The following is a 12,702-nucleotide window of genomic DNA, read 5'->3' as shown; positions in this document are numbered from 1 at the left end:
CGCGGGGATCACTCCGACGTCATGAACGTCCAGCTCACCTTCAAGGGACCACCCCCGCATGCGCGGGGATCACAGGAGCTGACCTGCGGCTTCACATCGCCAGACCCCGGATTTTACCCACTTTACCAAGGCACGACTTAAGCCAACATTCCATCCCCAAATGGGGCAATTATGAACTCCTGTGACTTCAGAGACCCCTCCCGGGCGCTCGCGAGCACACTAACTCGCGCGGTCAGGCGGAAGATGTCGCTCCGCCCCTCGGCGGGGCGAACGGGGGTGCTCGCGTGCGCAGTTCCTTCGTCCGGCGGATGGGTAAGCCGAAATCCCCGCCGAAAATGGGGTCGGAGTGAACTCCTGTGACTCCAGAGGCGATTCCAGGGACCCTTCCCTCCACGCGAGAGGGGTTTCCCCCGCCCCACCCGCCAAGGGTGACCAGCGGGGCATGAATCCCGACCAACCGACGGCGGCCGGCCGCCGAGACGGCCCGGGCCGCCCCATTCCACGACCGCGCACCCCGAACCAGCGGACACACGGTCCCACCCATCCCGGCCACAAGCCGAGCCCCACCCCACCGGCGGACGGACATCAGGCCGACCGGAGCGATACCCGGACCCCACCGCCCCCGACCCCGCAGCCGCCCACGACGGCCAGCAACAACCAACGGTGTCGCGTGGACCCTTTCCCGGGCCCGCCCTCCGAGTGTGAAAAGGCTCCCGTAGCCGGGCGGTCAAGGGTGGGCGTAGCCCATCGCGCAGCGACGCGACCGAAGGGAGCGCCCTTGAGGGCCCGGCGAAGGGGGCCACACTCGGAGAGAGGGTGGGCCACCACCCGAACCCACCAGACACGCCGCCCATAGGACCCGCTCTTCGGCTTCGACTCCCTACGGACCTCCGGCTACCGAGGCGAATCCACCGGCTCGCCCGAGCCGTCCGAATCCACCGGCGCCGAAGAGCCAGCGCCCGCCGCTGCCGCCAGCCCCGGCCCCGAGCCCTCCGCCGGCCCCGAACCCTCCGCCGTCCAGGAGCCCGCCCCGATCGTCAGAGCCAGCTGTTCCGTGAACGCGGCGAACTCGGACGTCCCCGCTTCCAGGTAGGGCTCCAGCGGCCACAGCGTCCGGTCGCCCGCCCGGGCCACGACGGCCGGGCTTCCGTCCACGCCCACGTCCTGCCAGCCCCGCAGTTCCAGCGTGCCGGTCGGCGCGTCCGGCAGATTCTGCCGCAGCAGCCGCAGCAGCCCCTCGGGCCGGTCGTCGGGCCCGCCGTGCGCGGAGAAGACGACGAGCACCGGCGCGGTGCCGCCCAAGTGGCCGAGCAGCACATAGCGCTTCGGTACGGGAACGGGCGCGCTCGCGGCGCGGGCGAGGACACGGGCGACCGGGAGGCCGCACCGTACGAACCAGGTGGCGTTGACGACGCTTACGACCAGCGTGAACAGCCCGCCGAACCACACCTCGCCGAAGCCGAGCCGCCACATCGTCACGAAGCCGGCCGTCGCGGCCAGGCTCATCAGGAGGGCGTGCAGCCCGGAGAGGCGCCGCAGACCCGGGATCCGCCACCACGGCACCCCCTGCCGGATGTCCGGCTCCGGGCGGCGCGGCGGGCTCGGCAGTTTGCCGGTCCACGCGCGGGCCGCGATCCGGGCGTACGTGACCTCGGCGGCAGATCCGCCCCCGCCCCCGGACACGCCCCCGCCCTTGCCTCCAGCAGCCGCCGGGCGCACCGGGTACGCCGGGCCGACAGCGGGAGTGCCGAGGTACGCCTCCTCAAGCCGCTCCTCCCGCCGGAGCCGCCGTACATAGCCCACCGTGCCGCCCACCAGCCCGACGAACAGCACGAACAGCCCGGAGACTCCCATGAACACGACATGGTCGGCGACGGCCGGCCCGTCTCCCGATTCCGGCACGGGGTACAGCTCGCCCTTCCACGGCCCGTACGAGACGACATAGGCCCGCTCGTCTATGGAGTAAGCCGGGTCCGCGTCGTCCGAGCAGCGGAACGGCCCGGTCCGGCTCTCCCCGTCGAAGGGGTCCTCCCAGGTGACCGTGCAGCTGTGGTCAGGCCGCATGCTGGTGATGAAGACGTCGATGCGCGGATCGTCCTGGGCCGCCTGATCGAACCAGAGGGTGATACCGAGCAGAACCGCGCCCACAAGGATCACCCAGCGCCACACCCCCACCCGCCGCCGCGACGCCGAAGGCCGAGCCTTCGCCTCGGACCCGTCGTACGAGAGCGCCCCACCCTGCGGCAGCGCCCCGCCCTGCGGCCGGCCCTCCGCCGTACGACCCTCCGCCGTACGGCCGAGCAGCCCCCCGCCCACCGCCCCGCCCATCGCCCTGGCAACGGCCCGCCGTCGGATCCCCTCGCTGCGTATCCGCGCCGTCCAGATCAGCGACCCGCCGCCCGGCTGGGACAGCACCCCGCCCCGGAGCGGATCGCCGCACCACCACATCACGCCGCTCGCGTCCGGCTGCGCGAGGTGGAAACGCGGCTCGACCGCCCATAGGACCTGGGCGAACGCCTCCCCGGTCGCCGGGTCGCTCAGCACGATCTTCGCCGACCCCATCCCGCGCGGCATGGTGACGGCGGAATGCGCGGTCCACGGCCCGGCGGCGAGAGCGCGCCGCATCCGCCGCCCCGCCGTCATCCCCGACAGCCCGAGCACCATCGCGCACAGGCCGACCATCACGCACCCGCCGGCGATGTCCTCGGCCAGCCCTTCGCCGCTGAGGACACCGAACAGCACCACCCCGGTCACGAAGGCGAGCAACCCGCTGCCCGACCAGAGCCGGGCCCGTGCCCGGTACGCGGTCAGCGCGTCTCTCGTCGCCGGCAGATCGAGCGCGGTCGCCGCGCGCGTCTGACCGTTTCCTTCCGTCATCAAGCCCCCCCAGGCCTCATGGGACCTGCGGAAACGGTCCCTGAGGCGGAGCTTATGAGGGGGCCGGAACCATCAGCCCCCAGGCCCCCTCCCGCAACGTCCAGGTCCGCCGCCGCACCGGCCCCGCCACCAGCGCGTCGGTGCGGTAGCGGAAGTCCGGGCCGGTGACCGTGAGCATCCGGGCGGAGGTGTGGACGGCCGGGGCGTCGGCCGGGACCAGCGTCAGGGCCGCCGTCCCGTCGCCCAGGTCCGTCGCGCTCAGCCCCTCCAGCGGCGTGTCCAGGTCGCAGAGCAGCACCCCGTCCGCCTCGATCCGCAGCCGGTGCGTCCCCACCGCCAGGCCCGCCGGCGCCGGGGCGGGCCGCACCAGGGTGCGGACCAGCGAGCGGCAGGTGTCCCAGACCGTCGGCTGCGCCGGGACCAGGGCCCGCGCGGCCGGTACGTCGAGCCGCGTCAGGACGATCCCCCCGACATCGTCCACGAGCAGGTCCCGCCGCCGCACCACCCCGTCGAGCACCGCCCGCGCCGCGCCCACCGCGCCCTGCGGGACCCCGAGCGCCCGGGTCGTCTCCAGCCCGTCCGGCGCCCCGATCGGCACCACCGCCACAGCCGTGTCCGGCTCCGGCACGTCCATCGGCGCGACGGCCATCAGGGTGGAGTCGCGGCCGTCCCGCTCGCGCTGGAGCAGCGTCACAAGGCGCAGCAGCGCACGGTCGTCGCCGACGACGACGGGGCGCCGGTGGCCGCGCCGGGCCAGCGCGCGGGCGAATTCCTGGGGGCCCTGTGGCAGGCAGATCTTCGTGTCCGCACCCGCTGACAGCACGTCTTTCGCGATCCGTACGGACTCGCCGTCCACACGGCGGGCGACCGGGTCGACGAGGACCAGTAGCTGGTCGTGATCCGACACCTCGGTCCTTCCTCGGGTAGTCTCTTTGTGCAAGAGCCCCTTGCGCTATTGCGCCAGGGGCTTCGTCTATTCCGGGGCACACCGGTGAGGCGGCGTTCGGCCCCCTGACCTTGGACATGCCCCGCCCGGAAGGGGTGTACGCCTGTGCCCGCACTTGTGCTGCTCGGTGCTCAGTGGGGTGACGAGGGCAAGGGAAAGGCCACCGACCTGCTCGGTGGGTCCGTTGACTATGTAGTGCGTTACCAGGGCGGCAACAACGCCGGCCACACGGTCGTCGTCGGCGACCAGAAGTACGCGCTGCACCTTCTCCCGTCCGGAATCCTCTCCCCGGGATGTACCCCGGTCATCGGAAACGGCGTCGTCGTCGACCCGGCGGTCCTGCTCTCCGAGCTGAGCGGACTGAACGAGCGCGGCGTCGACACCTCCAAGCTCCTGATCAGTGGAAACGCCCACCTGATCACGCCGTACAACGTCACGCTCGACAAGGTGACGGAACGGTTCCTCGGCAAGCGCAAGATCGGCACCACCGGTCGCGGCATCGGCCCGACCTACGCCGACAAGATCAACCGCGTCGGCATCCGGGTCCAGGACCTGTACGACGAGTCGATCCTGGAGCAGAAGGTCGAGGCGGCGCTGGAGGGCAAGAACCAGCTGCTCGCCAAGCTCTACAACCGCCGCGCGATCGAGGCCGGTCAGATCGTCGAGGAGATGCTCCAGTACGCGGAGCAGATCAAGCCCTTCGTGGCCGACACCACTCTGATCCTCAACAACGCGCTGGACGAGGACAAGGTCGTCCTGTTCGAGGGCGGCCAGGGCACCCTGCTCGACGTCGACCACGGCACGTACCCCTTCGTCACCTCCTCGAACCCGACCGCCGGCGGTGCCTGCACGGGGGCGGGCGTGGGTCCGACGAAGATCAGCCGGGTCATCGGCATCCTCAAGGCGTACACGACCCGTGTCGGCGCCGGTCCGTTCCCGACCGAGCTGTTCGACGAGGACGGCGAGGCGCTGCGCCGTATCGGTGGCGAGCGCGGTGTGACCACCGGCCGTGACCGTCGCTGCGGCTGGTTCGACGCGGTCATCGCCCGCTACGCGACCCGCGTGAACGGTCTGACCGACTTCTTCCTGACCAAGCTCGACGTCCTCACCGGCTGGGAGCAGATCCCGGTCTGTGTCGCGTACGAGATCGACGGCAAGCGCGTCGAGGAACTCCCGTACTCCCAGACCGACTTCCACCACGCGAAGCCGATCTACGAGATGCTGCCGGGCTGGTCCGAGGACATCACCAAGGCCAAGACCTTCGGCGAGCTGCCGAAGAACGCCCAGGCGTACGTGAAGGCTCTGGAGGAGATGTCCGGCGCCCCGATCTCCGCGATCGGTGTGGGCCCGGGCCGTGACGAGACGATCGAGATCAACTCGTTCCTGTAAGGGATCCGCGTTCCGCGGCGGGCGGGTTCCGGCGAGGGATCCGCGTTCCGCGCACGGATGAGAGAAGGGGCCCGCGCCCCGGCTTCGGCCGGGACGCGGGCCCCTTCCGTGCGCGTGGGGGCGGTGGGAAAACGGCTTGTTCGCGCGTTGCGCGCGGGCGGAGACTTCGCTTGTCTCGGCTTCCCGTCCACGTGGCCTCAGGGGGACATGATGACCACACCCGACCAGCCGCACACTCCGCCCTCGTCGTTACCGCCGCCACCACCGAGCACGCCGCCGGCGAGTGCACCGCCACCGCCCGCACCCTCGGCGCCCCCGGCGCCGCCTCCGCCCGCGCACGCGCCACCCGCTCTCGGGGTGGACCTGATCATCAGCAAGCGGCTGCTGTGGGTCGCCGGAGCGGCGTACCCCTTGCACAACATCGCCCGCGTCTACACGTTCATGCTGCGCCCGCGCAGAGGCAGGGCCGTGCGGCGCTTCGTGATGTACACGGGTCTCACCTTCGCCGCCGCGACCGCGCTCACGATCATCGCCGGGCTCTCCACCCTCGGGAGGGAGTCGGATTCCAGCGGGATGATCACCTTCGTCTGGCTGGCCGCGAGCGCGGCGACTCTCTGGTTCTTCGCCGACATGCTCAAGGTGGCGACCGCTCCCGTCCGTTATGTTCTCGCGGTCGAGTCGAACGGCCAGTCTACGGCCCTGGTCACCGCACCGGATCCGGCCACTCTCGATCGTCTCGTCGGCTCGATCGCCCACGCGATCGAGCACCCCGAGTCCGAACTCCAGGTCCGCGTAGAGCGGTTGATGATCGGTAGCCCCAGCAACTACTACTTCGGCGATACGGTCAACATGTACGGCGGTTCGGGCAACGTGGGGATGGCGGCGTGAGCGAAGGCAGCGGCAACAACTTCTTCTACGGCAACACCGTGAACATGCACGGGGGTTCGGGCAACACCGGCATGGTCGTCCAGTCGCAGAACGTCAATGCGGCCGGTGAAAACCCGGAGTTGGCGCGAGCGGTGGGCGAACTTGTCCGTCTCCTGGCCGAACTCCGGCCCCAGCTGTCGGCCCAGGACGCGGAGGTGGTCGACGCGAGCCTTCCGGTGATCACCGGCGAGGCGGAGGCCGAACCGACCCGGCGCCGGCAGGCGCTGATGACGGTCCTCGGCATCGCCTCGCTCGCCGAGACGCTCGGCCCGCCGGTCGTGGCCGCGATCCGCAGCGTCCTGGGCCTGCTCGGCGGCTGATCGGGTACGGGGCGGTGCGGCAGCGCTCGGCCGCCCCACCGCCCCACCGCCCCGCACCGCCGCTCCCCGCCCCGCCCCGCTGCTCAGCCGTCCAGCCGGGTGTCCCGGCCGGTCTTCTCCCCGGCGGCGAGGTCGTCCCGCACCTGGTCCAGGTGCAGCCGGATGGCGTCGATGGAGTCGTCGCCGAGCGCGAGCCCAATCCCACGCTGTCACGAGCCACACCATCCGGTGCGGCGCCGACCGTCTGCTCATCTCCTCCTGAGGAGGAGAACCCGCCTTCGCCAGGGAGTCGCAGCGGTCGCGACGACTCCCACGGCGAGCGCGGTCGCGGCAAGAACCCAACTGAGGAGGTCGGTGGCCGGATTGACCGTCCAGTCCCACCAGTTGAGGGGGTACCAGATCAGAAGGAAGGCCGAGGCCGTGGGGAGGGCCCATCCGAGTTGCTGTCCGAGGAGCCTGATCGACAGCAGAGCGAGGCCGAGCCAGATCAGCACGGAGCGAACGAAGACGACCCCGTGCTCCGGTCCGACGGCGAGAGCCTCGGTGCCGAAGGAGAGAGCGCAGGTCGTCAGAGTCAGAGCGACGCAGTACGCGCTGTGGAGACGATGCATGGTGCGCGCGCCGGTCTCCTCGTGGGCCGACATCGCTCCGCCGAATGCTGCCGTGAGGAAGACGGCCGACAGGAGCGGAAGCTCTTGCCGGTAGGGCACGGCCGTGGAGAGGCTCGCGCTGCCGATGGACGGGAGCGCGATGCGGGTGCCACCGAAGAACGCCGAGAGGAGGGCGACGACCGTGACTCCGGCGAGAATGGTTCCGGCCCGGTGGACTCTCGCGTAGCGGAGCAGGTCAGTGCCAGTCATCAGGCTTACACCAGCGGTTCTCGCCGAGCCGACCGCGCTCCTGCGCGATCCATTTCTCCTGCTCGGCCGATGTCTTCCGGGTCGCTTCGGTGGCCTCACGCTGGGCGGTCGTGACACCGGTGAGGTGCAGCCCTTCGTCTGCGGCTGCCGGATCCTGCCCCACAGCCTGATACTCCAGCCAAAGGTGAATGTTGTCGATTGCCTGCCACGCTCGGCGTTCCTTGAGCGGGGGAACGCAGCGGCCGAGTGACGTGGTGAACACCTGGTCGGCCATAGCGATCGCCGCGGTGCGAACATGCCCCTCAGCTATGTCGAATCCTCGATCTCCCCATTGACCTCGCCGCAGTCCGACCTCGTAGAACTCGCTCGGCGTCTTGACCCACGGCTGACCGGGCCGGTCGAGGCGCTGAGCCATCTCGGTCAGCAATGGCAGGTACTTCCGGTGCTCGGGCCATACGCAGACCTGCGGGGCACTCTCGTCGGCGCGGTCACACAGCGGTTCGGTCGCCGAAGCCGGCCGCTCCACGCGCAGTTCGCCGGCGAAAAGGGCCGCGGCCAGTGCGAACAAGGAGCAGAGCACCGAGCCGATGGCAACGACGCGGGTGTGTCGTGGCAGCTCCCGGCGGGGCATCTCACGGTCGGCCTTGCTCGTTCGCGGTGGTGCCGTCACGGCGAGCGTGGCGAGGGCAAGGGCCAGGAGCAGGCGAACGACGAGCGGCGGCAGGCTCACGTGAGTGTCCGGGGGCCCGGCCAGGACGTTGAACTTGAACGGCAGGCCGAGCATGCTGATGAAGCAGCCCAACGCGCAGACGACGGGCGTGAATCCAGGCGAGGGCCACCAGCGACCGGCCAGGTGCCCGACCGACGCGAAGATGGTGAGAGTCGCGGCGCCCAGCAGGAGGTACGAAGGCCATAGGAAGCCAGGTCCCGCATCCTTGAACGAGACGGCTGCCGCGGTGAGGCACCCGATCCCGTACGCGAGGAATCCGAGTGTGAGGGTGGCGGCCAGTCTCTCGGCCTCGATCCGCCAGCCGGGCCGGGCGGCCGCGAGCAGGAACTCGGGCATCCCCGACCGTGAGGAGCGTCCGGCCTGCCACGCGGAGACTCCGGCGAGCACCGGCCCCAGGAAGAGCGTGACGATCTGCGCCGCCACGCTCGCCTCGGGCCAGACGCCTATCCAGTACTGGGAGCGCCCGAAGAGCACCGCCAGGTCCACGGCGATCATCACGGGGAAGGCGGTGAGCAGGGGGGAACGTCGCAGCTCGATGCGGTAGGTCTTCAGCATGCCGTTTCCTCGGTCGGCCGGCGGCTGCCCAGAACAGTCATGTAGCCGCGTTCCAGCGGGCTGTCCCCCGGGGCCTCGGGTGTGGACAGTTCCGCCAGTTGTTGTGGCTTACCGCTGTGGACCACCTGCCCCTGGCTCAGTACGAGGACGGTGTCACAGGCAGCGCCCACGTCCTCTACCAGGTGGGTGCTGAGCACGACGGCTGTCCCTGAGCGAGCGAGGGAGCGGATGAGGTCGCGGAAGTCGAGGCGTTGCGCCGGGTCGAGTCCAACGGTGGGCTCGTCAAGCAGAAGCAGGGAAGGCGAGCCGACGATGGCCGCCGCGATGCCGGCCCGTCGGAGCATGCCGCCGGACAAGGACTTCATGCGGTCGCCGGCCCGGTCGGTCAACCCGACCGCTGCCAGCGCCTTCTCGGTCGCCGGCCCGGCCTCCTTGGAGGGAACCTCACGCAGCCAGGCGCAGTAACGAACGAAGTCGGTAATGGAGAATGCCGGGTAGTAGCCGAAGTCCTGGGGAAGGTAGCCGATCCGGCGACGGACTCGCCGGGCATCCCGTTCGCTTGCGACAGGCTTTCCGAACAGTTCCAGTTCCCCGCTTCGCGGCGGAGCGATCGTGGCGAGGGTACGGAACAGCGTGGTTTTGCCCGCACCGTTAGGACCCAACAGACCTGTGACACCAGGCTGGATGGACAGGTTGAGATCCTCGATGATGCGTCGACCGCCATATCCCTGCGTGAGGGCCGTCAATCGGGCAACAGGAATAGACGCCATAGATGGTTTCTCTCCGAAATGAACGGTGGGTCCGCTTGGGTGGCGGACCCACCGTAGCGTTCCTCGGCTACGATTTGACGTGAGTGCTGTTGATCTTGAACGTGCACTCATAGGAGTCGAACGTCCCCACGAACCCGTTCTTCACGTGCTTGAATCGCTGCTTGTCCAGCTCGTAGTTGCAGTCGTAGGTGATCAGGAACGTCTCGGGGGACGCGCTCGGGCTCTGCGCGTTGTAGCAGTAGCCCTGACCGGCCGTCGTGTACCAGTAGCCCCGGCAACCGCCGTACCACGTGGACTCGTTGTATGCACTCGACGCCGGAGTGGCAAGACCGATGGCAGCCGCCGACAGGGCCGCGACAGCGACACCCTTGGCGGCCTTGGTGCCCATTATTCGGGCTGCGATGGAATTCATTTCCCCCCCTCGTAGAGGTGTTGACCTCATTCGGAGCAGTGATCGCAACGTACACCAGGCATGCGAGGCCGGGGAACCAAACCTTGAGGGTGGCACCTTTCGAGCCATAAGCCCCCCCACGTGTTCGAAAGAGCGGAATTTGTACCCCCGTAAAGGGTCCCATTCAAGCCGAACCTGCTGTCTGCTTCTGAGGCATATGTTGGCTTGAACGTTTGGCTGAGCCGGACGCGCGCAGCTCCGTGCCTATCGACCGGCTACAGACCCACCCAGCGCGACAGCCAGGCAGGACTCACACCCGACGGCGATACGGCTCAGGCATGAGGCTGACGGGTGAAACGAGGCGGCCGGCCAGGTTCGAGTGGAAGGGCGACGTCCTTCACGGGCGCCTCATCGCTACGAATGGGGACGGCGTCCTGGAGGTGCTGAGCCGCGATCCGCTGAGGGGAGTGGCGGAGCCCACCAGCCGCCGCGCCCTGGGCCTGCTCGGCGGCTGATCGGGTACGGGGCGGTGCGGCAGCGCTCGGCCGCCCCGCACCGCCCCACCGCCCCGCCCCTCCCCGCCCCGCCGCTCAGCCGTCCAGTCGGGTGTCCCGGCCGGTCTTCTCCCAGGCGGCGAGGTCGTCCCGCACCTGGTCCAGGTGCAGCCGGATGGCGTCGATGGAGTCGTCGCCGAGCGCGAGCCGCAGCGGCGGCTCGTCGGCGTCGAGGGCGGCCAGGACCGCCGCCGCGGCCTTGGCCGGATCGCCCGGCTGGGCGCCGCCGCCGGTCTCGACGAAGGCGCGGGTGGCGCCGGCGGTGTCGGCGTAGTCGGCGATGCCGTCCGCGCTGAGGCTGTGGTTGCCGAACAGGCCGGTGCGGAAGGCGCCGGGCTCGACGATCAGGACGCGGATCCCGAGCGGGTTCACCTCGGCGGCCAGCGCCTCCGACATGCCCTCCAGGGCGAACTTCGTCGCCGAGTACGCGCCGAAGCCCGCCATCGACATCTGCCCGCCCACGCTGCTGAGCTGGACGATCGCGCCGGACCTGCGGGCGCGCATGTACGGCAGGACGGCCCGGGCGAGGGCCGCAGGCCCGAAGACATGGAGGTCGAAGAGCGAGCGCAGCTCGGCGTCCCCGGTCTCCTCGACCGAACCGACGTGTGTGCGGCCCGCGTTGTTGACCAGGACATCGATTCGACCGTGCCGCTCGGCGACCTCGCGCACCACCCGCTCGACGGCCGGGTGGTCGGTGACGTCGAGGGTGACGGCCTGCACCTGGTCGGGGTGGGCGGCCACCAGGTCGTCCAGGGCGGCGACTCGCCGGGCGGTGGCGACCACGACGTCCCCGGCCGCGATGGCCGCCTCGGTGAAGGCGCGCCCGAAGCCGCTGTTGGCGCCGGTGATCAGCCAGACCTTGTTCATGGCGGTGTCCTCTCGTCAGGGGGCTCGTGGGGGAGATCGTGGTGTCCCGCGGTGCCCCTTGGCATCCCGTCGTTCCGTGCAACAAGACTGCGGCGAAGGTGTGTTGATCGTCCAAGACCTGCCGTGATAACCGATGGGCATGGATGTCCACGGACGCGAACTCCGCTCCTTCCTCGCCGTCGCCGAAGAGCTCCACTTCACCCGGGCCGCCGAGCGGCTGTACGTGTCGCAGCCCGCGCTCAGCAAGCAGATACGCGCCCTCGAACGGCAGCTGGGCGCCCCGCTGTTCGACCGCGACCGGACCGGCGTCCGGCTCACCGGGGTGGGCGAGGCCCTGCTGCCGCACGCCCGCGCCGTACTGGCCGCCTGGGCGGGCGCGGAGGACGCCGTACGGGCCGCGCGGACCGCCCATGCGGCCACCCTCGTCATCGGCATGTCGACCAGCCCCGGCCGGGGCGGTCTGCTGCCCGCGATCCGCTCCCGCTTCACCGAGGGCCGTCCGGAGGTGCGGCTCCGGCTGCGCCAGGTCGGCTGGGACGACGCGAGCGCCGGGCTCGACGACGGCTCCAGCGACCTGGCATTCGTCTGGCTGCCGCTGGCCGGTGCCGAGCGCTACGACTGGGTGGTCGTCGCCACCGAACCACGTCTGGTCGCGCTGCCCGCCCACCACCCGCTGGCCGCCCGCGAACGGATCCCCTTCGCCGACCTCCTCGACGAGCCGTTCCTGGCCCTGCCCGCCACCATCCCCCAACTACGCGACGACTGGCTGGCTTTGCCTGAACGCGGCGGTCGGCCGCCCCGAATCGGCGCCGAGATCGGCTCCACCGACGAGACGTACGAGGCCCTGGTCGACGGCCTCGGCATCTGCCTCGTCGCCGCCGGCAACGCGCCCCTGCTGGCCCGGGACGGCGTGGTCACCCGCCCCGTCGACGGGGTCTCCCCCTCCCGCTTCGCCCTCGCCTGGCGCGCCGGCGACCGGCGCCCCGTCGTGCGGGACTACGCCCGCGCGGCGGCGGCCGTGGCGGAGCGCGGCTGAGTCACCAGCGGGCCCGGGGCGGAGCGGAGACGGGAAGCGGTTCGAGGGCGAGTTCCCACTGGTGGCGGCTCTCGTCGAAGACGATCAGCTGAGGGCCGTCCGGGATCCGTACCGTCTCCTTGACCCGGCGGCCGTTCCACTCGTGCACGAGTGGGCCGGAATGATGCCTCAACTTGCTGGGTGTCGCGCCTTGATGGCGGAACATCTGGAACCACCCGCTGTGCTTGTTCCTGACCAAGCTCGACGTCCTCGCCGGCTGGGAGCAGATCCCGGTCTGTGTCCGAACTCCAGGTCCGCGTCGAGCGGTTGATGATCGGCAGCCCCAGCTGTCGGCCCCGGACGCGGAGGTGGTCGACGCGAGCCTTTCGGCGATCACCGGCGAGGAGGAGGCCGAACCGACCCGGCGCCGGCAGGCGCTGATGACGGTCCTCGGCATCGCCTCGCTCGCCGAGACGCTCGGCCCGCCGGTCGTGGCCGCGA

Annotated in this window: 13 protein-coding genes and 1 CRISPR repeat array (1 of these 14 only partly in view); of the genes, 5 read left to right on the top strand and 8 right to left on the bottom strand. The window is 70.4% G+C overall.

Annotated elements, in window-relative coordinates:
• A CRISPR array of direct repeats spans positions 1–73; the repeat unit is 28 nt; unit sequence GGACCACCCCCGCATGCGCGGGGATCAC (it extends 322 nt beyond the left edge of the window).
• 821 nt (positions 74–894) lie between these two features.
• Together ABZ990_RS11095 and ABZ990_RS11090 are read right to left on the bottom strand one after the other, a co-directional pair.
• Positions 895–2,877 carry a hypothetical protein gene (locus tag ABZ990_RS11095; protein ID WP_361228737.1) on the bottom strand — a complete coding sequence of 661 codons (1,983 nt, stop codon included), beginning with the start codon at positions 2,875–2,877 and terminating at the stop codon, positions 895–897.
• Positions 2,878–2,929: 52 nt separating this feature from the next.
• Positions 2,930–3,784 carry a diacylglycerol kinase gene (locus ABZ990_RS11090; RefSeq protein ID WP_361228735.1) on the bottom strand — a complete coding sequence of 285 codons (855 nt, stop codon included), beginning with the start codon at positions 3,782–3,784 and terminating at the stop codon, positions 2,930–2,932.
• A gap of 144 nt (positions 3,785–3,928) precedes the next feature.
• Between ABZ990_RS11090 and ABZ990_RS11085 the strand changes: the two genes are divergently transcribed.
• The 3 genes from ABZ990_RS11085 to ABZ990_RS11075 all read left to right on the top strand — a co-directional run bounded on the left by ABZ990_RS11085 (position 3,929) and on the right by ABZ990_RS11075 (position 6,459).
• On the top strand, positions 3,929–5,212 hold the full coding sequence (locus tag ABZ990_RS11085) for an adenylosuccinate synthase (RefSeq protein WP_361228732.1): 1,284 nt from the start codon (positions 3,929–3,931) through the stop codon (positions 5,210–5,212).
• Between the two features lie 357 nt (positions 5,213–5,569).
• A complete protein-coding gene (locus ABZ990_RS11080) occupies positions 5,570–6,100 on the top strand; it encodes a DUF6232 family protein (RefSeq protein ID WP_361228730.1) in 531 nt (176 codons plus the stop codon).
• Positions 6,097–6,459 (top strand): hypothetical protein, encoded by a 363-nt coding sequence (locus tag ABZ990_RS11075; RefSeq protein ID WP_361228727.1) that lies wholly within the window; start codon positions 6,097–6,099, stop codon positions 6,457–6,459. Before ABZ990_RS11080 ends, ABZ990_RS11075 begins: the two co-directional genes overlap by 4 nt.
• Positions 6,460–6,707: 248 nt before the next feature.
• Here ABZ990_RS11075 and ABZ990_RS11070 read toward each other — a convergent pair whose 3' ends face one another.
• The 5 genes from ABZ990_RS11070 to ABZ990_RS11050 all read right to left on the bottom strand — a co-directional run bounded on the left by ABZ990_RS11070 (position 6,708) and on the right by ABZ990_RS11050 (position 11,186).
• On the bottom strand, positions 6,708–7,319 hold the full coding sequence (locus ABZ990_RS11070) for a hypothetical protein (protein ID WP_361228724.1): 612 nt from the start codon (positions 7,317–7,319) through the stop codon (positions 6,708–6,710).
• Positions 7,306–8,604, bottom strand: coding sequence for an ABC transporter permease (locus tag ABZ990_RS11065; RefSeq protein WP_361228721.1), 1,299 nt, complete (start codon positions 8,602–8,604; stop codon positions 7,306–7,308). Before ABZ990_RS11065 ends, ABZ990_RS11070 begins: the two co-directional genes overlap by 14 nt.
• Positions 8,598–9,374, bottom strand: coding sequence for an ATP-binding cassette domain-containing protein (locus ABZ990_RS11060; RefSeq protein WP_361228718.1), 777 nt, complete (start codon positions 9,372–9,374; stop codon positions 8,598–8,600). Before ABZ990_RS11060 ends, ABZ990_RS11065 begins: the two co-directional genes overlap by 7 nt.
• A 67-nt stretch (positions 9,375–9,441) precedes the next feature.
• Positions 9,442–9,786, bottom strand: coding sequence for a hypothetical protein (locus tag ABZ990_RS11055; protein WP_361228715.1), 345 nt, complete (start codon positions 9,784–9,786; stop codon positions 9,442–9,444).
• A gap of 569 nt (positions 9,787–10,355) precedes the next feature.
• Entirely contained in the window at positions 10,356–11,186 is an 831-nt protein-coding gene (locus ABZ990_RS11050) for an oxidoreductase (protein ID WP_361228712.1), read from the bottom strand.
• Between the two features lie 133 nt (positions 11,187–11,319).
• On the opposite strand from ABZ990_RS11050, the gene ABZ990_RS11045 reads away from it, so the two are divergent.
• Positions 11,320–12,222: a LysR family transcriptional regulator gene (locus ABZ990_RS11045; RefSeq protein WP_361228709.1), complete on the top strand. Its 903-nt coding sequence runs from the start codon at positions 11,320–11,322 to the stop codon at positions 12,220–12,222.
• 1 nt (position 12,223) lies between these two features.
• Here ABZ990_RS11045 and ABZ990_RS11040 read toward each other — a convergent pair whose 3' ends face one another.
• Positions 12,224–12,370 carry a hypothetical protein gene (locus ABZ990_RS11040; RefSeq protein WP_361228706.1) on the bottom strand — a complete coding sequence of 49 codons (147 nt, stop codon included), beginning with the start codon at positions 12,368–12,370 and terminating at the stop codon, positions 12,224–12,226.
• Positions 12,371–12,446: 76 nt separating this feature from the next.
• On the opposite strand from ABZ990_RS11040, the gene ABZ990_RS11035 reads away from it, so the two are divergent.
• Positions 12,447–12,702: hypothetical protein (locus tag ABZ990_RS11035; RefSeq protein WP_361228703.1), on the top strand; the 256-nt coding region annotated here is incomplete at its 3' end.

Origin of the sequence: Streptomyces sp. NPDC046203 (assembly GCF_040646255.1) — a bacterium.
Classification (GTDB): domain Bacteria; phylum Actinomycetota; class Actinomycetes; order Streptomycetales; family Streptomycetaceae; genus Streptomyces.
The sequence above is the reverse complement of the archived record's forward strand: the minus strand, read 5'-3'. Positions and strand labels throughout refer to the sequence as shown.

Excerpts from the sequence above, each read along its gene's own strand:
- ABZ990_RS11095 (WP_361228737.1), bottom strand. The coding sequence starts at position 2,877 with ATGACGGAAGGAAACGGTCAGACGCGCGCGGCGACCGCGCTCGATCTG.
- ABZ990_RS11070 (WP_361228724.1), bottom strand. The coding sequence starts at position 7,319 with ATGACTGGCACTGACCTGCTCCGCTACGCGAGAGTCCACCGGGCCGGA.
- ABZ990_RS11065 (WP_361228721.1), bottom strand. The coding sequence starts at position 8,604 with ATGCTGAAGACCTACCGCATCGAGCTGCGACGTTCCCCCCTGCTCACC.
- ABZ990_RS11060 (WP_361228718.1), bottom strand. The coding sequence starts at position 9,374 with ATGGCGTCTATTCCTGTTGCCCGATTGACGGCCCTCACGCAGGGATAT.
- ABZ990_RS11055 (WP_361228715.1), bottom strand. The coding sequence starts at position 9,786 with ATGAATTCCATCGCAGCCCGAATAATGGGCACCAAGGCCGCCAAGGGT.
- ABZ990_RS11050 (WP_361228712.1), bottom strand. The coding sequence starts at position 11,186 with ATGAACAAGGTCTGGCTGATCACCGGCGCCAACAGCGGCTTCGGGCGC.
- ABZ990_RS11045 (WP_361228709.1), top strand. The coding sequence starts at position 11,320 with ATGGGCATGGATGTCCACGGACGCGAACTCCGCTCCTTCCTCGCCGTC.